Raw genomic sequence first — 17,967 nt, 5'->3', positions numbered from 1 at the left:
TCTATTGAATGTAGAAGGAGAATCCTCCCCCAAGGGAGAACAGTTAAATAGGATAAACACAGGAACTAGATACAGTTGAAAAGGAGCACGCAACGATGAAAACATCGCTGGACATTGTCGTCCGTCCTACGGAGATCGACGTCAACGGACATGTAAACAACGCCAAATACCTGGAATATCTGGAGTGGGGCCGTGAGGAATGGTACGAAGCAGGAAATCTTCAATATGACCTATTGAAACGGATCGGCGTCCAGACCGTTACCGTCAATATCAATATTAATTACCGCAAGGAGTGCGGCCAGGGCGAACGGCTGACGATCGTGACCGAACCGCAGACTATGGGTCGTACGAGTTATGTGCTGATTCAGACGATATACAACGAACAGGGAGAGCTGTGCGCGGATGCCGCCGTTACCAGTGTGGCGATGGATGTACATACTCGAAAAAGCCGGCCTGTTCCGGAGGAGCTCCGCCAATTATTCCCTGACCCTGCCTAACCCCTCCCCGGAATATTAAAAACAGGCTCACCCTTATGAGTGAGCCTGTCCTGACCAGAAGCTAATGGTTACGCTTCGTATACTTCTACTTTTTCCATTTTGTCGCGGCCTTTGAATGCATCCACATACTCCATGCCCTCTACAACTTTACCGAACACCGTATGTTGTCCGTCCAAATGCGGCTGCGGCTCGTAGCATACATAGAACTGGCTTCCGCCCGTGTTGCGGCCGGCATGCGCCATGGCCAAGCTTCCACGCTCATGCTTGTTAGGGTTGATCTCGCAGTTGATGGTATAGCCAGGACCGCCGGTTCCCGTTCCCTGTGGGCAGCCGCCTTGAGCAACGAACCCAGGAATTACGCGGTGAAATACAAGACCGTTATAAAAACCGGAGTTCGCCAATTTCTCAAAATTAGCTACCGTATTCGGTGCATCATTCTCGAACAGATCAAGCACTACCTCTTTGCCGTTCTCTAATGTGATCTTCGCTTTTTTAGCCATATGTGTTATCTCCTTCCGTTATTAGAACGCTTTAATCGATTTTTTTACAATGCATTCTATAGTTTACTATGAAATGAGCTTCGAAGCAAAAACGATCTTGTCCCCCGTTTACACATCCTATATCAAGTCCAAGGCAAACCAAAGAGCCCTGACCGCAGCCGGAGGCAGTGGCGGGCCCTCTTGGGTTTTAGAGCCGTAAAACAAACTTCAGTTTAATTGGTTACGGTTTCTTTGGTTACACTTGCCGGCACCACATCATGACTGATGATGTCCGCAAGCGACTCACGGCGTACGACCAGCTTGCTCTGTCCGTCCTTCACGAACACGACTGCAGGTTTGCGGATGCGGTTGTAATTGCTAGCCATGGAATAGTTGTATGCGCCTGTGCAGGATACGGCCAGCAAATCGCCTGTTGCTACCTTCGGAAGCTCCAAGTCCCAGATGAGCATGTCTCCGCTCTCACAGCACTTGCCGGCAATGGATACCGTTTCTTCCGGTTTCTCATTCGCCCGGTTCGCCAGCAGCGCTTCATATTTCGACTCGTACAGCGCCGGGCGCGGGTTGTCCGTCATTCCGCCGTCTACGGCAACGTATTTACGCACTCCGGGAATATCCTTGCTTGTGCCCACCGTATACAGGGTGGTGCCTGCATCACCAACAATGCTCCGGCCCGGTTCCACCCAAATTTCAGGAAGTTCGGAGCCAAGGCCCGCAAAATGGGTCTTCACGGCATCCGTGATCGCTTTTACATACTGGGATACTTGAAGCGGCGTATCGCCATCCACGTAACGGATACCGAAACCACCCCCAAGGTTTACAACCTTGAACACAACCCCCAAACCTTCTTTAACGGAAGCCGCGAATTCAGCTACGCGCTGAACAGCCATCTGAAAGCCTTCCACCTCAAAAATCTGGGAGCCGATATGGGAATGAATACCCATCAGATGAATGTTCGCTTGAGCCTCGGCAAGCTTCACCGCTTCATAAGCAGAGCCGTTGCCGATATCAAAGCCAAATTTCGAATCCGTTTGGCCTGTTGAGATATACTCATGCGTATGAGCCTCAACACCCGGTGTCACGCGTAGCAGAATGTTGACCTTCCGATTCTTCTCGGCAGCAATCGCTTGCAGCATATGCAGTTCAACTACGTTATCGACAACGAAACAGCCAATTTCGGCATCCAGCGCCATCTCAATTTCTTCCGGGGTTTTATTATTTCCGTGGAAATGAATCCGGTCTGCCGGGAATCCGGCCTCAAGTGCGGTGTACAGCTCTCCGTCTGATACGACGTCAAGCGACATACCTTCCTGGTCGGCCAATTGGCACATGGCCATCACGCAAAACGCCTTACTTGCATACGCGACTTGGAACTTCAAGCCGGACGCCTTGAAGGCCTCGATGTATTCCCGACAACGATTGCGAACAGACTGCTCGTCTACAATATATAGTGGTGTTCCATATTGAGCTTTCAAATCGGATGTGTCACACCCGCCGATTTCCAAATGCCCCTGATCGTTAATCTTGCTTGTACCGTGTAAAAACATGCTTACAATTCCTCCGATCCATTGATTCAAAATAGGGTAATCGAATAATTGTTCACAGTATAGCAGACAACGGAAGGTAATCAAAATGGATTTTTCAACACAACATTTGTGTTATTGTTATTGCTCGCCTCTCGGATTCATTTCAGGGCCCATTTTGGTGTTGTCGCGTGTTTTATTGTGGGCCGGGCGTCTTCTTGATAGAAGCAGCGGTTTGCGGAACAAAACTTCGCCCATCGCTTTTGCACTAAACGGTATAAATGGCCACAAGTAAGACGAGTTATAGGAACGGTGTGTCGTCAGGAGCAGAATCAGAAGCGTCGTCCCGATGACAAAACCCTTCACCCCGAACAGGGCTGTTGCAAGCAGAAGGAGCAGCCTGAACATCCGGTTGGCAAGTCCCAACTCATAACTCGGGGTCGCGTACATCCCGATGGACGCAACCGCCATATACAGGACGACCTCGTTGACAAACAATCCGGTCTTAACGGCGATGTCGCCGATCAAAATCGCGGCGATCAGCCCCATCGCCGACGCAAGCGGTGTCGGCGTATGAACGGCAGCCAAGCGGAGCAAATCCACGCCGAATTCAACGATCAGAAACTGCAGGATAATCGGAATTTTAGCATTCTCCTGCGGACCGATGATCTCGAGTCCCGGCGGCTTCAGTTCAGGATGGACAACAAGCAGCATCCACAGCGGGAGCAGGAACATGGATGCAAAAATGCCTATAAAACGTATCCAGCGGAGATATGTCCCCATAAAGGGGGTTTGGCGATTCTCCTCGGCATGCTGACACAGATCCAAAAACGTGGTTGGCATAATCATCACGCTCGGTGAAGTATCTACCATGACAACAACTCGGCCTTCGAGCAGATGGGAGGATACAACATCCGGCCGTTCCGAATATCGGACCAGCGGAAATGGGTGCCAGCCTTTGTTCACGATTGCTTCTTCGAGCTGTTTATCTCCAAGTGGAAGCCCCTCTAAATCCACTTCCTTGATTTTATCGCGAATCGCCTCAACCTGCGTACGGTCCACGATGTCATCTATGAAAACCAGGCACACATCCGTTCTCGTCCGCCTTCCGACCTTCATGACCTCAACGTGAAGTCCCGGATCACGAACCCGTCTTCGCACCAGGTTCACGTTGGTAACGAGTGTCTCCGTAAAACCATCCCTTGCGCCGCGAACGACACGTTCCACCGCAGGCTCCTCGAGCCCGCGCACAGGATATTTCCGGGTATCCAACAAGATGGCGGAATGCGCATCCTCAATGAACAGCGCACATATACCCGAGAGCACTTCGTTAATCACTTTGCTGAGCCTTGTATCCCGCTCCACTTGGACATGGGGAATATAGCGGGTCATCATCTCGGTAAGTGCCTGATTGCTCACATCCTCCGGTGTCAGATACGTCAGCCTTGTCAGTATATCCGTCACCACGGCATCATTCGTGAAGCCGTTTAAGAAGAGAAGTCCCGCGTTTCTGCCGGCAAAGTTCATTTCACGGAATACCACATCAAAAGAAACCCCAAGACCGATAACTTCCTTAAGCACTTTTTTCAGATCACTCAGCTTTGCGGGGACATGGTCTGTATGCTGCCAGTAGATGACGGATTCCTCGGTGCTGTTGGAGGTCTCGGCCTCCCTCTTCTCAGCCAGCTCCTGTTCCTCCAATGCTTTGATCTCCGATGGTGGAATGATCGGAATATCGGTCTCCCGTTCGCCGTTATATGTTGTTTTCTCGTCCATAACCTACCTCCTAGCCTCAACTATCACTTGCTGTAAACAAACCAGTCGAACAGAGAGCCCGCTACCTTGCCTGCGACCATGGCCATAAGAAGACCGAACAAATACCCCGTCAACCGGAGCCGCTTGGCCAGAATCGGCAATACATTCAATACTTCGGTCAATGCGGCTGCCAGCATGCCGATGAATATCCCACACATCAATCCGATCACGGTACTCACAACCGGTCCCAAAGGAACGGACCATCGCCAGAAATCGGCCACCGTGCCGATAAAAGATCCGGCAATTAAAGCCCCTTCATACCAATGGACCCGGTTGTACGTTGCCGTCAGCTGGGACAATCTCGGAATGATGTCCAACACGATGATGAGCGCAATGACTCCGCCGCCGACGGCGATGCCCCCAGCTACGCCAAGAACACAGGTGAATATCCCTTGCAGAATGGTCATCATCATGGTTCCTTACCTGTCGTATCCGCTCCGGCGTTCATTTTCCGATATTCTTCGGCGACCACGAACTGATCCAGATTTTCCTGATAGAGGTACATTTCCACCTCGAGCGGGGTCGGTTCTTCATTCCATTTTTTCTTGAATAAGTGATTGAAGAACACCGTCATTCCGAATCCGAGCCCGAGCGAGTATGCAATCTGGAACAAATAGGGATGCTCGTCTCTTTTCCCCGTCACCATCTCGACGATTCGGATCTGTACCTCGAGCATGTTGACGTCGGCATGGAAATTCATAATGGTCAGCGCCGAACCGAAAAACAAGAGCAGCCAAATGAGCGGGAACCACAATTTGGACCGCTTGCTCTCCGGACCAATAAGCTCCACCAGGGTATGATGGTTTCCCATCGGTTCAATATGGGCGCCAGGAATCAATGCTTGAATCTTCGGGATGATTTGTATCAGATCCATGACAAGGCGGTTGCCATCGATATCCTTCGGCTGCGTAAGCGGCAGGGCTCTAAGCCGCTTCTCCCATTCGGGCTCGCAGACAATGAAGGCGACATCACCTAGTTTGACGGTCTGGTTTCTTGGTAACTGTATGCGGCTCCTTAGCTGCAGAAACACCGTCGGAGTGGGATTAACCTTCATCCGAAACACTCCTTTACTGCTAAATTACCGTTAGTATGGGAAATGTCTCTCCTTTCTACTCGGATTTACCATACTTTCTTTATCCGGCACATCAACAAGGAGGTTGTTGAAAAATGAAAAGACGCCGTCCCCTAAGGGCGGCGTCAGTTTGAGCATTTCTTTAGAATAACGGCTGCGAGCCGCTACTGCGCGATCTCGTTCCGTATGCTCTGCAATATTTTTTTCTCAAGTCGCGATACCTGTACTTGGGATATGCCCAGCCGGCTGGCAACTTCCGACTGCGTCTGATCCCGGTAATACCGCAGATATACAATGAGCCGCTCCCGTTCGGTCAAGCCGCCTATCGCTTCATTCAAGGCCAGCTTGTCGAACCATCGTTCCTGCGATTCATCAGCTATCTGATCCATTAGCGTTATGGGATCCCCGTCATTTTCAAATACGGTCTCATGAATCGAGGTTGGCGGTTTGTTCGCCTCTTGGGCAAACACCACTTCCTCGGGGGTTACCCCAAGCTCTTCGGCAACCTCTTTCACCGTTGGAAGCCGATCGAGCTGCTTGGACAGCTCGTCTCGCTTCTTCCTGACTTTGTTGGCCATTTCCTTAAGCGAACGGCTGACCTTCAGGGTCCCGTCGTCCCTTAAGAAGCGCTGAATTTCTCCGATGATCATCGGTACGGCATAGGTCGAGAACTTTACGTCATAACTGAGATCGAACTTGTCCACGGATTTGAGGAGACCGATACAGCCGATCTGAAACAGATCATCAGGCTCATACCCCCGGTTCATAAACCGCTGAACGACAGACCAGACAAGACGAATATTACAGTTGACGAGCGTGTCCCGGGCGACATTATCCCCGCTTTGGCTAAGTGCAATGAGTCGTTTGACCTCCGCGTCGTCCAAATAAGTCTGCGAAGTTTTCTTCACATCGGCATCCATTTGTCCAACCCCTAATTATATAAAGCTTTCTTAGATTCGATCCTCTTTTTCATTTTGATCGAAGTACCGCTGCCTGGTTCGCTGACCACTTCAAATTCGTCCATGAAATTTTCCATGATGGTGAATCCCATGCCGGATCGCTCCAGCTCTGGCTTTGATGTATAAAGCGGCTGCTTGGCCATCTCCAAGTCTTCGATCCCATGGCCGGAATCTTCAATGCACAGCGTGATCATATCCCCGTCTATGGAGGCTTCAATCTTGACAACCCCATCCGGATCACTATCGTAACCGTGGATAATGCTGTTTGTGACCGCTTCGGAGACTACCGTTTTCAGGTCACTGAGCTCATCCATGTTGGGATCCATCTGGGAGATGAACGCAGCCACGGCGACACGGGCAAAGGATTCGTTTTCCGACTTTGCGGCAAACTGCAGAGTCATAAAATTATGCTGTGCTTTTCCTTCACTCATGACACTACCTCCAAACCCGAGAGTGCCGTGCTCTCGTTCTCATATATCGGCATGATCTTGAACAGCCCCGACATTTCAAGCAAGCGGTAAACCTGCGGCTTGACATCGCATACCGCCATCTTTCCGCCTTTTTGCTTGATGAATTTATAGCGTCCCAGGATGACCCCAAGTCCCGAGCTGTCCATAAAGTCCAAGTCCTTTAAGCTCAGCACCAAGTGCTCTGTTTGACGTCTCTGAATAGCTTCATCCAGCTGCATCCGGACATGATCGGCCGTATGATGATCCAGTTCCCCGGACAGACGGACAATCAGTACATGCCTGTGATGCTCCATATCAACATGCAGATTCATGTTTGCTCACTCTCCTCCCTGACATGAACAAAGATTTCTACATTTGAAAAAGACATTCCTGCATCCCGACAAAACTAGAAGAAAACTCCTATTAATCTACATGAAACAACTTGCCGGTTGTCCGTTTGAACAGCTTCCAGAATCCGGCCTTCTTCACCTCGACAGGAGATGTCAGCTCGAACTCCTTCACTACCCGATCGCCTTGATACACCGTTAGCTTGCCGACGACTTGTCCGGCGGCTACCGGCGCCTTTAAATTCGGGTCCATCTGAATTTCATGACGGATATCCGGACTTTTTACGCCCTTCTTAACCAGCACGCTGTAATCTTTATCCGCTTGAATCGAGATCTCTGGCACGGTCCCCTTCTGGACCTTCACGATACCTAACACTTCACCCGGCTTATAGATGGAATGCATCGAATACTGGGAGAAGGCATAGTCAAACATGCGAGATACTTCATTATTCCGAGTCTTTGTATCCGGAGCTCCCATGACAACGGCTACAGCGCGCAGTCCGTCCCGTTTGGCCGTTGCCGATAAACAGAATTTGGCCTCTGACGTGTATCCGGTTTTCAATCCGTCAGCACCCGTGTAGAATCGAACCAGCTTGTTTGTGTTGACCAGCCAGAACGGTTTTTCTGAATCTTTACGTAAATAATCCTGATATGCTCCCGTATATTTGGTGATCTGGTCATATTTCAGCAGCTCCCGGCTCATGACCGCAATGTCGTGGGCCGAAGTATAGTGATTCTCTGCAGGAAGTCCGTTGCAGTTCACAAAATGTGTATCCTTCATTCCCAGCTCGGCCGCTTTCTCGTTCATCAGCTTCACAAACGCTTCCTCTGAGCCGGCAATTTTCTCCGCCACCGCGACGGAGGCATCATTGCCTGATGCCATGGCTATGCCTTTGAGCATCTCATCCACCGTCATCTCTTCGCCGGGCTCAAGAAAGATCTGCGACCCGCCCATGGAGGCCGCATATTCGCTGGTACGCACTTTATCCGTCCACTGCAATTGTCCTTCATCGATGGCCTCCATCGTAAGCAGCATCGTCATGATCTTGGTGATGCTCGCCGGAGGCAGCTTATCATGGCTGTTTTTCTCGTAAATAATGGTTCCGGTATCCGCATCCAGCAATATAGCAGAACGAGCACCTGGTGCCAGTTCCTCTTGAGATGATCCTTCGCCGGGTTTGCTTTTTTCTTCTGCATAACTTGGTACAGCCGCACTGGACAACCCTACAAATAGAACCAGCAATCCAGCGATTAACGCTTTTTTCACTTCCATCCCCTCCTGACATTCGTAATGGCATCCCGAAAATAACGGGTCTGCTATTCATTGTCGTCAGGATGAAAACAAATTATTCCAGTATTTTACGGAAATATTATCACCTTGATCTTAAAGGAACACAGAATAACCCCACAAAGTGGAGCCTATGCTTCGATGCTTATTCCAAATCCTTTGCGGGGACCCCAAACACGTATAAATGCGAATGCAGAATGGTTCAGCTTCGCTGAAAACTTATAGCAAAAAAGCTGGACTCGGCAGATATAAATCCGCCGGAGCCCAGCCCCTTGCTAAAATGGGTTATTACATTTTTGGAATAATGGCCATGACAAGCGCAAGGAATTTCTCCCGGACCTTCTCGGCGGTCTCCATAACCTCGTCATGGGATAGCGGCTGATCCAATATTCCGGCTGCCATGTTGCTGATGCAGGAGATGCCCAGCACTTCAAGACCGGCATGTCTGGCCACAATGACCTCAGACACCGTGGACATGCCTACCGCATCCGCACCGAGCGTACGCAGCATGACGATCTCGGCAGGCGTTTCATAGGTTGGTCCGAGCAAACCTGCATAGACCCCTTCTCTCAGCGCAATGCCCTGACCCACCGCGACTTCTTTTGCCAATTGGCGAAGCTGACGGCTGTAAGCCTGGGACATGTCCGGGAACCGAACGCCAAGCTCCGGATCATTCGGCCCGATCAGCGGGTTGGTGCCTGTCATGTTCAGATGATCGGAGATCAGCATGAGGTCACCCGGCTCGAAGGACGTGTTGATGCCGCCCGCCGCATTGGTAACCAGCAGACTTTTCACACCCAGCTCTTTCATGACGCGCACTGGGAAAGCCGTCACTTCCGGACCATAGCCTTCATACATATGGAAACGGCCCTTCATCAGAACGACAGGTCGATCGTGAATCGTACCCAGCAGCAGTTCTCCTTCATGGCCTTCTACTGTGGACACGGGAAAATGAGGAATGTCCGTGTACGGGATGGAGACCGGGTTCTCAATTAATTCTGCCAGCACGCCGAGTCCTGAACCCAAAATCAGGCCGACCTGGGGCTCGACACCCTTCTGCCCGCGTATGTATGCCGCTGCTTCCTTAATGCTTTCCTGATGAATTGAACTCATGTTCATACCTCTCCTAACTGAGAATAAGTTGTAGATCTTAGTCGAGCAGGTCTCGCTAAGATCTCGGGTGAAAATGATCATATACTTCCTTCATGCTTTTCTTGGTGGATTGATACATGCCGGTGGTGGATAATGCCGAGTGACCCAGCATCTCCTGAACCGAACGCAAGTCGGCGCCGTTCTGCAGCAAATGAATGGCAAACGAATGGCGAAGGGTATGCGGCGTGATCTCCTCATCGATATCGGCCAATTTGCCATACTTTTTAATGATTTTCCAAAATCCCTGCCGTGTCAAGCGCGTACCGAGTGAATTCAGGAATAATGCATCCTCATCCGCATCACGAATCAGCTTGTCCCGCATGTCTTGCATATAAATAGCCACGCTCTCGGCTGCGATCTGGGTAATTGGAAGAATTCGCTCCTTCCCTCCGGAAACGGCACAGCGAAGAAATCGCATCTCCATATTTATGTCATGCGTATTCAAATTCACCAATTCCGACACCTTAATACCTGAAGCATATAGCAGCTCCAGCATTGCTTTGTCCCGGGCCCCCTGAGGGGTGCCGGAATCCGGGGCCGACAGCAGCTTGTCCACCTGCTCAATGGTTAGCGACTTGGGCGGCTTCCGTTCCGGCTTCGGATTATCCAGCAGCTGGGTCGGATCTTGTCCTATAACGGCTTGACGCACCAAATATTGAAAAAAGGAACGCAAGGAAGCCGTGCAGCGAAGCTGGCTTGATGCCGCCTTGCCCTGCTGCCTCAGTCTTCCCATGTATAATCCAAGCATGGTACGTGTAACTTCCTGCGGATGGATAACGTCTCTTTCCTCTGCAAAAGCAATGAATCCTAGTAAGTCGGCCCGGTACGATTCAATCGTACTTCGGGACAATCCCTTCACGTCTTCCAGATAGGTTACATATTCGTCCAGATATTGTTTCATGATCTTTTTGCTCCTATTCCCGTGTGCCCGTTACAAGCACGATCACTCCCCATACCAGTAGTACAATCGCAGACGTTCCGCCGGCGAAAATCGGGAGTCCATGGTGCTTTCAGGCTGAAAAGCCTTAACCGCTTGACCGGAAGGCGCACGGTAAGGATCCACTGGGGTCAGCCAATCTCCCACCCAACCCAGCACAAAGTAAAAAAACATCGTCAGAACGGCAAACATCGTAATAAATCGGATCATTGAGCCTATTTTTCGGATCGATATAATCACTGGCAGCGCCTCTCTTTCATCTTTGCTTGATCACCAAGTGAAAGTGGGTATTACAGGTATACTTCACGTATATCCTATGATACAAGCTGCTGGATTATGACGCTTTCCTCTGATGTTCTTTAGTCATTGGACTTGGCGGTTATTGGGATAGAATAAAAAAAACGTCTTATCGACGTACATGGATGATGTAGAATGATAGATTGTTCTTGCGTGAACGATACGAACTCGTGCATGTTCCATATATATTTTGGTTACCATCTAAAAAACCCTCCCGGCTTACCGCCGTAGAGGGCTTGCCGTGATGGTCATCACTGCGGTTTGTTGAATGATATAAAATTATGATTTGTCCTGGTCATTCTTGCCCTTCTCTTTGCAACGGTAGCATATGCCATGGAAATCAAGCCGATGGTCATGAACGGTAAAGTTAAACTCTCGCTCTAACCGCTCTTCCAATGGACCGAGCCAATCCTCGCGTATCTCATCCATGCTTCCACATTGAGTACATATCAAATGATGATGGTGATGCTTCGAAGTATCCGTCCGCAAGTCATAACGGGCGACACCATCGCCAAAATTTATCTTCTCGACAACATGAAGCTCACTGAGCAGCTCTAGGGTACGGTACACGGTTGCCAGACCGATCTCCGGAGCCTTCTCTTTCACGAGCATAAATACATCCTCTGCGCTAAGGTGGTCGTCTTCATTTTCCAACAATACGCTTACCGTGGCTTCCCGTTGGGGCGTTAATTTGTATCCTTGGGATTGTAGCTGCTGCTTAATTTTGTCGATCCGCGCTTCCATCGTTTCCCTCCCCCTTGGAAATCACTGCACGTTATTGTTCACTTCCTTCATTATAGGGGGATTTGACAAACAAAGTCAAACGGTTTTGCTTTATGGAAAAATTCGCGGATTATAGCAACATTGGCGTGACCCAGCGCATCATGACCGGGGTTACCCAGGTTTCAAAAGAAGCGACTCCGAGCGTTAACAGGACCATGAAAAAGGTCAGCATCGCATACGAAGCAAAGGGCTTTACCATGCTCCCGCCGCGATTCATAATAAACCGGTCCCTGATGATGTATAGGGAGAAGGTTATCGCCGCTACGCTGCACATCATGAGCACGGGGATGATGAACAAATTTTGCGGTGCAATCGATACCAAGGCGAACAGCAGTCCTTTCCAAGAATACTGTCCGACCAAGTAACCGACCGTAAACCCAATAAGCACTCCTTTTAAGAAGTCCAATATCAATATTCCCGGAAGCCCGATAACGGACAATCCCAGAATCCATATCAAACCGATCCATTTCAGATGAAGGGCTGCGATGCTCCAGTAAGAAGACTGACTCATGGTTTCTCCACCGTCCTGCACGTTTACAAAAAAGTGGTTTAAATATCGGGCCATCTCCTGCTGCTGCTCCAATGAAAGTGCATTGACCATCAACGCTCCAAACAGGACGCCAACTAAAAACAAGACGCCCACGAACACATAGAGCATGGTCTGATCCTTAAAGGCTTGGCGGAATGATTGCATAGAATAGAGTCTCCTTTCTGTGTCTCTACTCTACTCTATGACCATCACCCTTCTTGTATGACCTAGCGATTGAAAGAGTTGATCGATTTAGCGGAGAACCTTCCCGTAAGAGCCTCCCCCGCCATCCGATAAGGACAATGTCCCGTTTCTAGCCATCACAATGCTGGCAGCGAGCCCTTCTCCAGCAACAGCGGCAAGCTCTGCTTCCGTAGCCTGGTGAAGGATGTGCATTTCGGTGCCGAAAGCCCCCAGCAGCTTCGACATCGACGATTTGCCAAGGCCCGGGATGAACTCTAGCGGAACCTGATAGTGATATGCCGGCCGGCTTTGCGGTACCATGGGCTCTTTGCGGTCAGCGATGTTCAGAATCCGATCAAACACGCCCTGCACCAGCTTGGTACTCCCGCAGTAAGGACAGCGCACCAATTCATGAATATCGCTGCCCTCCTCCAGAATGCTGTCACAGCCGCCGCAGTAAGTACGATGGTATTTTCCGAGTCTGGGATTAAGCCCGTAGTTCGCGCTGATTCTTCGACCGTTACTTGTTCCAAGCGCCTGGCGAAATTCGGTAAATGAAGGCTTCGCCATATCAATCCGGTTGTATTCCCTGCCGATTTTCCCAAGCGAATGCGCATCCGAATTTGTCAGAAAGGAGTAGGCATCCAGTTCGCTTATCCGCCCCGCCATCGAGGAATCAGCACTGAGTCCAAGCTCTATTCCCGCAATCCCGTTCAGGTCCAGCACCTCGCTCATACGATCCGCCATGCTGCCGTACAGCCCTTTATGAGGCGTAAAGACGTGTGCAGGTATTAGCAGCCCGCCGCGATCCAAAATCTCCTGCTGCAGCTCACGAGGGCTGACATAGATGCGCTGCGAACTAAGCTGCACATTCTTCATGTATTTTGCCATCCAGACAGAAAACTCCTGAATGGTGTTTAGGTCAGGGAAATAGGCCAGCACATGGGCTGCCCCACGGCCGCTTTCGCGAATTTCAATCTCGCTTCCAAGCAGGATCACCGTATCCTGATACGCGATGCCGCCTCCATCTATCTCCTGCATGACGCCGCTGTCCAAACATTGGAGAATATCCTGCTGTACCGAAGGAGAATGGCAATCGATGATACCGATCATTTGGATGCCTTTGCGCTCCGAGGCCTCCACGGCTATATTCTCAAAGGTCAAATTGTTACTTGCGCTAATTTTCACAGCTTGTCCGCTGCTTGTGCGCCCTATGTGAATGTGCATGTCGCAGTAATAGGACTGAAGCTCCTCCCCGGTTGACATGTTCTTTTCAGGCTGCAGCATATCAGATTTTTCCTGTCAGGCTATACATATTCCAAGCATAAACGGCGAGAATGGTCTTCGCATCGCTGATTCTTTCTTCTTGTATGAGTGAATACGCCTCTTCCAGCGAGATTTCCATCATCTCTATAAATTCATCCTCATCCGGGTTCATGTCGCCGCTGACCAGATCCTCTGCCAGATATAAGTGAATGATCTCATCTGCAAATCCCGGGGAGGTATAAAAGGAATGCAGTTTACGAATGGAACCGCATGAATAACCCGTTTCTTCCTGTAGTTCGCGCTTCGCCGCTTCCAGCGGATCTTCCCCCCGCTCCAGCTTGCCTGCAGGGATTTCAACCTCACAGCGCCCAAGCGGCTGACGAAATTGATTGACGGCCAACATTTTGTCGCCTTTTATAGCAAGCACTGCTACTGCTCCGGGGTGTCTGACAATTTCACGTTTCGCAGTCTCACCATTTGGCAGTTTCACCGTATCGACCTGCAGTGAAATAATCTTCCCTTCAAAAATCGATTGGGTAGATAGGGTGGTTTCTTCCAGCAATTTATCCGAGGCTTCTCGGTTCTTACTGCCGATATCGCTCACAAAATGACCTCCTTTGTTTAAAAACGGCATGACTGACCATGCTATTGCATAAGGTGTATTATATCAAAATTTACAAGAAAGAAGGAACCTGCCCATGAAAAGCTACAAAGGGGATCATTCCGTACATATGGTAGGACAGGCTTGGCAGATACGGATCATGCTGAAACAGTGGCAACAGCAATGGGGCTCGGAAACAAAGATTATGGATATAATTTCTAAGTCTTCTAAAAATATTTACGAAAACAAGGGGTGAAATTAGGTCTTACGACCTGATTTTCGACTTTTTTCTATTTTTTTCGAATACGGACCATGACCTTTACACCTATATGGGTGTTATAACATTGGGAGGCTTCGACATGCGACATATACCTATTATTGAAACCGAACCAATCACTAATCCACCTTCAACTGAATATGAGCGCGGTAAGTGGTACAAAAGACGCGGGTATCTTGAGAAGGCTTTAAAGAGCTTCAAGGAAGCTGCGCAATCCGCCCCGACCGACAAGACGAGTTCGGGCTGGAAGGAAGTTGATCTAAGCTGGCTCGAATACGGGTTATTGAGCATGCGGATGCGTTCCTTCGGCAAATCGGAGGAAGCTTTCAGAACCGTCGTACAGCATTCCGGTACCTACGTCCAAGAGGCTCTGAACCAGTGGGCTGCACTCCTGCACATGCAGGGGATTTCAGACCACACGATTTGTGAACGACTCCTGGACGAAACAAGGAGCTTTCCGGCTTCCAACATCATGGTTGGCAGATCACTATTCTACATCGGAGCTTATCCGGAAGCTGCCCATTGTTTTGCTAAACAGGGGAGTTTATATCCAGATACCTGTATCCAGTATGTAGCTTGCCTGATCATGACGGGTCAAGTATCTGAAGCCATGCAGCTCATCGACAGTTACCTTCGCGACTCGACTCGCCACCTGCGCGAACTGCCACGTCCAAAGCCGTCTGAAGGAGCTCAGCTGGCCAGAATCAGGCAGCTCTGCGAGTGGAACATAAACCATTCGATCCCTGACCGATTTATCGCCATGTCGGATACTTTAGAACTAGCACGTGCTGCCGTTACGCTTAATATGATATCCCTAGCCGAACATCTGCTTACCCATAGCGGCGAGCATGCTTATTATGCTCTGATCTGTTTTCTTTATGATGAAGGCTACAGAGGACTCGCAATTTCAAAATTAAACCAATTGGAAGCGCTGCCGCTACAAGAGCAGGACAGCAACTGTATGAAAGTATGTTTTATAGCGGCAGAGCATTTATATGATCAAGGAAAATATGATGAGGCTGCATCCCTGTTCGAGCAGCTTAGAGTGGCTTATCCCGGGCGTACAGAGATACGATTCGGCGAAGCTGCTTGTTATTTGCAGTCAGCCTTGATCTCCCTCTCTGCCCGTCTTGAGGAACAGTATTCCTCGGAAGTGGCGAGAAAAGAGATTGAACCATACATAGACAACATCAATGCCGCATTGCATGTGGTCGAGAACACGAACTGGCATACCAGTTGGTCGCCTGCCCAAAAAAGACGGGAGAACCAATCGCCCATGGCAACCTTGAATTAATAGAAAATCTAAAAGCCCGCAGGGACGTCAAATGTCCGTCGCGGGCTTTATTCTTTTTCTTCTGCCTGTTTGTCGACTAAGCCTTAGCTGTTTCCTGGATGATCCCCACAACGATCTGCGCCGCCTTGACCAAATCTGCAGCTTGAATGCGCTCCTGCGTCGTATGAATATCTTGATATCCAATCGCCAAATTGACGGTTGGAATTCCAAGACCGTTAAAAATGTTGGCGTCACTACCGCCTCCGGAGCGGAACGTGCGGGTGGGCAAGCCCAAACCGCCGATGGCACGCTGCGCAAGCTGAACGACCTCATCATGTTCATTAAAACTGAAAGCCGGGTAGACTATCTCGCTAATGAACTCACAATTGGCATTGTACTCCCGCACGGTAGTTTCGAGCGCCTCACGCATATCATTTACTTGCTTATCCACTTTCTCTTGAACGATACTGCGTGCTTCAGCATCAATCTGAACATGGTCACAGACGATGTTGGTTGCGCCTCCACCCTGGAACTTGCCAATATTTGCCGTGGTTTCTTTGTCGATGCGTCCCAGCTTCATTTTGGCTATCGCTTTTGAAGCGACTTGAATGGCACTGATGCCATCCTCCGGGTTCACTCCGGCGTGAGCCGACTTGCCCTTGATAATCATTTTGATTTTTGCTTGGGTCGGTGCGGCAACTGCAATGGAGCCTAATTCACCGTTGGAATCCAGGGCAAAGCCGAGATCGGCATCCAAAACATCAGGGTCAAGCGCACGAGCTCCCACCAAACCCGATTCCTCACCTACCGTAATGACAAACTGGACTTGTCCGTGGGGAATGTTATTTTCCCGGATAACCCGAATACCTTCCAGCAGTGCGGCGATGCCCGCTTTGTCATCAGCACCGAGGATAGTCGTTCCATCACTTCGAATCCAGCCATCATCACCTAAGGTCGGCTTAATGCCTTTACCGGGCGTTACGGTGTCCATATGGCAGGTGAATAGCAGTTTAGGTGCTTGCGAGGCCGCCTCGTCCGCTTTCCAGGTAATAATCAGATTTCCTGCTCCGTGCCCTGTCTTCTCTTTGGCATCATCTTCGATGACGTCAAAGCCAAGAACGGAAAATTTATGTTTGAGAACCTTGGAGATCTCTTCTTCATGCTTGGTTTCACTATCGACACGAACCAATTCCATAAACTCTTGGATGATACGCTCTTCTGAGATCACTGGACTTCCCTCTCTTTCGCAGATACGATACAATGTCTTTATATCTATATCACAATGAATGATGCTGCTGCATGTATGTTCATCATTAAACCTATTTCAAAGGAGTTACACAATGCAACGTAAAAAGTGGTTTCGAATTGTTATCTACCTCATGCTGATTGCGATGATCGGATCAACACTGCTGGTTATCCTTGAGCCATTGTTCCTTCGCTGACACCCTGCATTTACGAGCGCCTGCTGTTACAACCAACGTGCCTCATATGGAAATACCCGGGTGAAGAATGGCACGATCTCCCGGGCTACTTCCTCTACTTCAAAAACCCGCCCCGTACAGTCTTCCAATGAAGTTACACCATATTCCTGTATGCCGCATGGAATGATTCCAGCGAATCCCGCGTCTGCGATCCCGGATTTAATATTAAACGCAAAACCATGGCTTGTCACAAATCCGCGATGCTGGCGGGCTTTATTGAATTTAACGCCGATGGCGCAAATTTTCAGATCCCCTACCCATACCCCGGTGTACTCGGGTTTGCGGCCGGCTTCGATGTTGTATGATGCCAAGTAATCGATGATGACCTGTTCCACATCGCGCAGAAAACCGTGCAGATTCAAATTCTTGCCGCCGTCCAGCAGTAACAGCGGATACCCGACAAGCTGTCCAGGACCATGATATGTAATGTCACCGCCACGATCTATTTCAAACAAGCCGATGCCCTGCTTCTCCAATTCCTCTTTGCTTAAGAGCAAGTGCTCCGGATGACGCTGCGACCCCATGGTATAGGTCGGAGGATGTTGAAGGAGCATCAAGCATTCATGCTGCTCCCCCTGATCGATGGCGGAAACATGTTGTTTTTGAAGCTCCCAAGCCATGCCATAATCTACAACCGGCGTATACGATACATCTAACGGTTTATTCATGTGCTAACGCCTTCTTTCATAGGGTTCCCACTAACCAATGAATGTTCCTGTAATTGACTTTGGTATGAGTGGC

22 protein-coding genes are annotated in these 17,967 nt (G+C 49.7%); 4 read left to right on the top strand and 18 right to left on the bottom strand.

Annotated elements, in window-relative coordinates; translation table 11 throughout:
• The first annotated feature begins 95 nt into the window (after positions 1-95).
• Positions 96-497: a thioesterase family protein gene (locus MKY82_RS11470; protein ID WP_339296116.1), complete on the top strand. Its 402-nt coding sequence runs from the start codon at positions 96-98 to the stop codon at positions 495-497.
• 68 nt (positions 498-565) lie between these two features.
• Here the strand turns inward: MKY82_RS11470 and MKY82_RS11465 are convergent, their stop codons facing one another.
• The 16 genes from MKY82_RS11465 to MKY82_RS11390 all read right to left on the bottom strand — a co-directional run bounded on the left by MKY82_RS11465 (position 566) and on the right by MKY82_RS11390 (position 14,198).
• On the bottom strand, positions 566-997 hold the full coding sequence (locus MKY82_RS11465) for a peptidylprolyl isomerase (RefSeq protein WP_009595227.1): 432 nt from the start codon (positions 995-997) through the stop codon (positions 566-568).
• Between the two features lie 212 nt (positions 998-1,209).
• Positions 1,210-2,541, bottom strand: a complete 1,332-nt coding sequence (gene lysA / locus MKY82_RS11460; protein WP_194541901.1) for a diaminopimelate decarboxylase — start codon at positions 2,539-2,541, stop codon at positions 1,210-1,212.
• Between the two features lie 117 nt (positions 2,542-2,658).
• Positions 2,659-4,293: a spore germination protein gene (locus MKY82_RS11455; protein WP_071223891.1), complete on the bottom strand. Its 1,635-nt coding sequence runs from the start codon at positions 4,291-4,293 to the stop codon at positions 2,659-2,661.
• A 23-nt stretch (positions 4,294-4,316) separates the two neighbouring features.
• Positions 4,317-4,745 carry a stage V sporulation protein AB gene (locus tag MKY82_RS11450; RefSeq protein ID WP_339296115.1) on the bottom strand — a complete coding sequence of 143 codons (429 nt, stop codon included), beginning with the start codon at positions 4,743-4,745 and terminating at the stop codon, positions 4,317-4,319.
• A complete protein-coding gene (locus MKY82_RS11445; RefSeq protein WP_339296114.1) occupies positions 4,742-5,386 on the bottom strand; it encodes a stage V sporulation protein AA in 645 nt (214 codons plus the stop codon). Before MKY82_RS11445 ends, MKY82_RS11450 begins: the two co-directional genes overlap by 4 nt.
• A 182-nt stretch (positions 5,387-5,568) precedes the next feature.
• On the bottom strand, positions 5,569-6,324 hold the full coding sequence (gene sigF / locus MKY82_RS11440; RefSeq protein WP_006209412.1) for an RNA polymerase sporulation sigma factor SigF: 756 nt from the start codon (positions 6,322-6,324) through the stop codon (positions 5,569-5,571).
• Positions 6,325-6,335: 11 nt separating this feature from the next.
• The gene (gene spoIIAB / locus MKY82_RS11435) at positions 6,336-6,794 is read right to left on the bottom strand and encodes an anti-sigma F factor (protein WP_071223888.1); all 459 of its coding nucleotides are present in this window, start codon (positions 6,792-6,794) and stop codon (positions 6,336-6,338) included.
• On the bottom strand, positions 6,791-7,144 hold the full coding sequence (gene spoIIAA, locus MKY82_RS11430; RefSeq protein WP_071223887.1) for an anti-sigma F factor antagonist: 354 nt from the start codon (positions 7,142-7,144) through the stop codon (positions 6,791-6,793). Before spoIIAA ends, spoIIAB begins: the two co-directional genes overlap by 4 nt.
• Before the next feature lie 91 nt (positions 7,145-7,235).
• Entirely contained in the window at positions 7,236-8,426 is a 1,191-nt protein-coding gene (locus MKY82_RS11425; protein ID WP_269468909.1) for a D-alanyl-D-alanine carboxypeptidase family protein, read from the bottom strand.
• Between the two features lie 309 nt (positions 8,427-8,735).
• On the bottom strand, positions 8,736-9,560 hold the full coding sequence (locus tag MKY82_RS11420) for a purine-nucleoside phosphorylase (protein WP_071223885.1): 825 nt from the start codon (positions 9,558-9,560) through the stop codon (positions 8,736-8,738).
• A gap of 55 nt (positions 9,561-9,615) precedes the next feature.
• Entirely contained in the window at positions 9,616-10,500 is an 885-nt protein-coding gene (locus tag MKY82_RS11415; protein WP_194541896.1) for a site-specific tyrosine recombinase, read from the bottom strand.
• 42 nt (positions 10,501-10,542) lie between these two features.
• Positions 10,543-10,776, bottom strand: a complete 234-nt coding sequence (locus tag MKY82_RS11410; RefSeq protein WP_194541895.1) for a YqzK family protein — start codon at positions 10,774-10,776, stop codon at positions 10,543-10,545.
• A 336-nt stretch (positions 10,777-11,112) separates the two neighbouring features.
• Positions 11,113-11,577, bottom strand: coding sequence for a Fur family transcriptional regulator (locus MKY82_RS11405; RefSeq protein WP_006209405.1), 465 nt, complete (start codon positions 11,575-11,577; stop codon positions 11,113-11,115).
• Between the two features lie 109 nt (positions 11,578-11,686).
• Positions 11,687-12,310, bottom strand: a complete 624-nt coding sequence (gene spoIIM, locus MKY82_RS11400; protein ID WP_194541894.1) for a stage II sporulation protein M — start codon at positions 12,308-12,310, stop codon at positions 11,687-11,689.
• Between the two features lie 87 nt (positions 12,311-12,397).
• Positions 12,398-13,615 carry an endonuclease Q family protein gene (locus tag MKY82_RS11395; RefSeq protein ID WP_194541893.1) on the bottom strand — a complete coding sequence of 406 codons (1,218 nt, stop codon included), beginning with the start codon at positions 13,613-13,615 and terminating at the stop codon, positions 12,398-12,400.
• Position 13,616: 1 nt separating this feature from the next.
• Positions 13,617-14,198, bottom strand: a complete 582-nt coding sequence (locus MKY82_RS11390) for an NUDIX hydrolase (protein ID WP_339296113.1) — start codon at positions 14,196-14,198, stop codon at positions 13,617-13,619.
• Between the two features lie 94 nt (positions 14,199-14,292).
• Between MKY82_RS11390 and mciZ the strand changes: the two genes are divergently transcribed.
• Both mciZ and MKY82_RS11380 read left to right on the top strand, forming a co-directional pair.
• The gene (gene mciZ, locus MKY82_RS11385; RefSeq protein WP_194541891.1) at positions 14,293-14,451 is read left to right on the top strand and encodes a Z-ring formation inhibitor MciZ; all 159 of its coding nucleotides are present in this window, start codon (positions 14,293-14,295) and stop codon (positions 14,449-14,451) included.
• Between the two features lie 103 nt (positions 14,452-14,554).
• Positions 14,555-15,766: a tetratricopeptide repeat protein gene (locus MKY82_RS11380; protein ID WP_339223033.1), complete on the top strand. Its 1,212-nt coding sequence runs from the start codon at positions 14,555-14,557 to the stop codon at positions 15,764-15,766.
• A gap of 76 nt (positions 15,767-15,842) precedes the next feature.
• On the opposite strand, the gene MKY82_RS11375 is transcribed toward MKY82_RS11380, so the two are convergent.
• Complete coding sequence (locus MKY82_RS11375) at positions 15,843-16,973, bottom strand: tripeptidase T (RefSeq protein ID WP_220687471.1); 1,131 nt, start codon at positions 16,971-16,973, stop codon at positions 15,843-15,845.
• Between the two features lie 112 nt (positions 16,974-17,085).
• On the opposite strand from MKY82_RS11375, the gene prli42 reads away from it, so the two are divergent.
• Complete coding sequence (prli42, locus tag MKY82_RS11370) at positions 17,086-17,187, top strand: stressosome-associated protein Prli42 (RefSeq protein ID WP_162487679.1); 102 nt, start codon at positions 17,086-17,088, stop codon at positions 17,185-17,187.
• 26 nt (positions 17,188-17,213) lie between these two features.
• Here the strand turns inward: prli42 and lipB are convergent, their stop codons facing one another.
• A complete protein-coding gene (lipB, locus tag MKY82_RS11365; protein ID WP_071223877.1) occupies positions 17,214-17,894 on the bottom strand; it encodes a lipoyl(octanoyl) transferase LipB in 681 nt (226 codons plus the stop codon).
• Between the last annotated feature and the right edge of the window lie 73 nt (positions 17,895-17,967).

The organism is Paenibacillus sp. FSL W7-1279 (assembly GCF_037969845.1).
GTDB lineage: Bacteria > Bacillota > Bacilli > Paenibacillales > Paenibacillaceae > Paenibacillus_AQ.
The sequence above is the reverse complement of the archived record's forward strand: the minus strand, read 5'-3'. Positions and strand labels throughout refer to the sequence as shown.

Excerpts from the sequence above, each read along its gene's own strand:
- MKY82_RS11415 (WP_194541896.1), bottom strand. The coding sequence starts at position 10,500 with ATGAAACAATATCTGGACGAATATGTAACCTATCTGGAAGACGTGAAG.
- mciZ (WP_194541891.1), top strand. The coding sequence starts at position 14,293 with ATGAAAAGCTACAAAGGGGATCATTCCGTACATATGGTAGGACAGGCT.
- MKY82_RS11445 (WP_339296114.1), bottom strand. The coding sequence starts at position 5,386 with ATGAAGGTTAATCCCACTCCGACGGTGTTTCTGCAGCTAAGGAGCCGC.
- MKY82_RS11470 (WP_339296116.1), top strand. The coding sequence starts at position 96 with ATGAAAACATCGCTGGACATTGTCGTCCGTCCTACGGAGATCGACGTC.
- spoIIAA (WP_071223887.1), bottom strand. The coding sequence starts at position 7,144 with ATGAATCTGCATGTTGATATGGAGCATCACAGGCATGTACTGATTGTC.
- lipB (WP_071223877.1), bottom strand. The coding sequence starts at position 17,894 with ATGAATAAACCGTTAGATGTATCGTATACGCCGGTTGTAGATTATGGC.
- MKY82_RS11455 (WP_071223891.1), bottom strand. The coding sequence starts at position 4,293 with ATGGACGAGAAAACAACATATAACGGCGAACGGGAGACCGATATTCCG.
- sigF (WP_006209412.1), bottom strand. The coding sequence starts at position 6,324 with ATGGATGCCGATGTGAAGAAAACTTCGCAGACTTATTTGGACGACGCG.
- MKY82_RS11450 (WP_339296115.1), bottom strand. The coding sequence starts at position 4,745 with ATGATGATGACCATTCTGCAAGGGATATTCACCTGTGTTCTTGGCGTA.
- MKY82_RS11465 (WP_009595227.1), bottom strand. The coding sequence starts at position 997 with ATGGCTAAAAAAGCGAAGATCACATTAGAGAACGGCAAAGAGGTAGTG.
- prli42 (WP_162487679.1), top strand. The coding sequence starts at position 17,086 with ATGCAACGTAAAAAGTGGTTTCGAATTGTTATCTACCTCATGCTGATT.
- spoIIAB (WP_071223888.1), bottom strand. The coding sequence starts at position 6,794 with ATGAGTGAAGGAAAAGCACAGCATAATTTTATGACTCTGCAGTTTGCC.
- spoIIM (WP_194541894.1), bottom strand. The coding sequence starts at position 12,310 with ATGCAATCATTCCGCCAAGCCTTTAAGGATCAGACCATGCTCTATGTG.
- MKY82_RS11405 (WP_006209405.1), bottom strand. The coding sequence starts at position 11,577 with ATGGAAGCGCGGATCGACAAAATTAAGCAGCAGCTACAATCCCAAGGA.
- MKY82_RS11420 (WP_071223885.1), bottom strand. The coding sequence starts at position 9,560 with ATGAGTTCAATTCATCAGGAAAGCATTAAGGAAGCAGCGGCATACATA.
- lysA (WP_194541901.1), bottom strand. The coding sequence starts at position 2,541 with ATGTTTTTACACGGTACAAGCAAGATTAACGATCAGGGGCATTTGGAA.
- MKY82_RS11395 (WP_194541893.1), bottom strand. The coding sequence starts at position 13,615 with ATGCTGCAGCCTGAAAAGAACATGTCAACCGGGGAGGAGCTTCAGTCC.
- MKY82_RS11380 (WP_339223033.1), top strand. The coding sequence starts at position 14,555 with ATGCGACATATACCTATTATTGAAACCGAACCAATCACTAATCCACCT.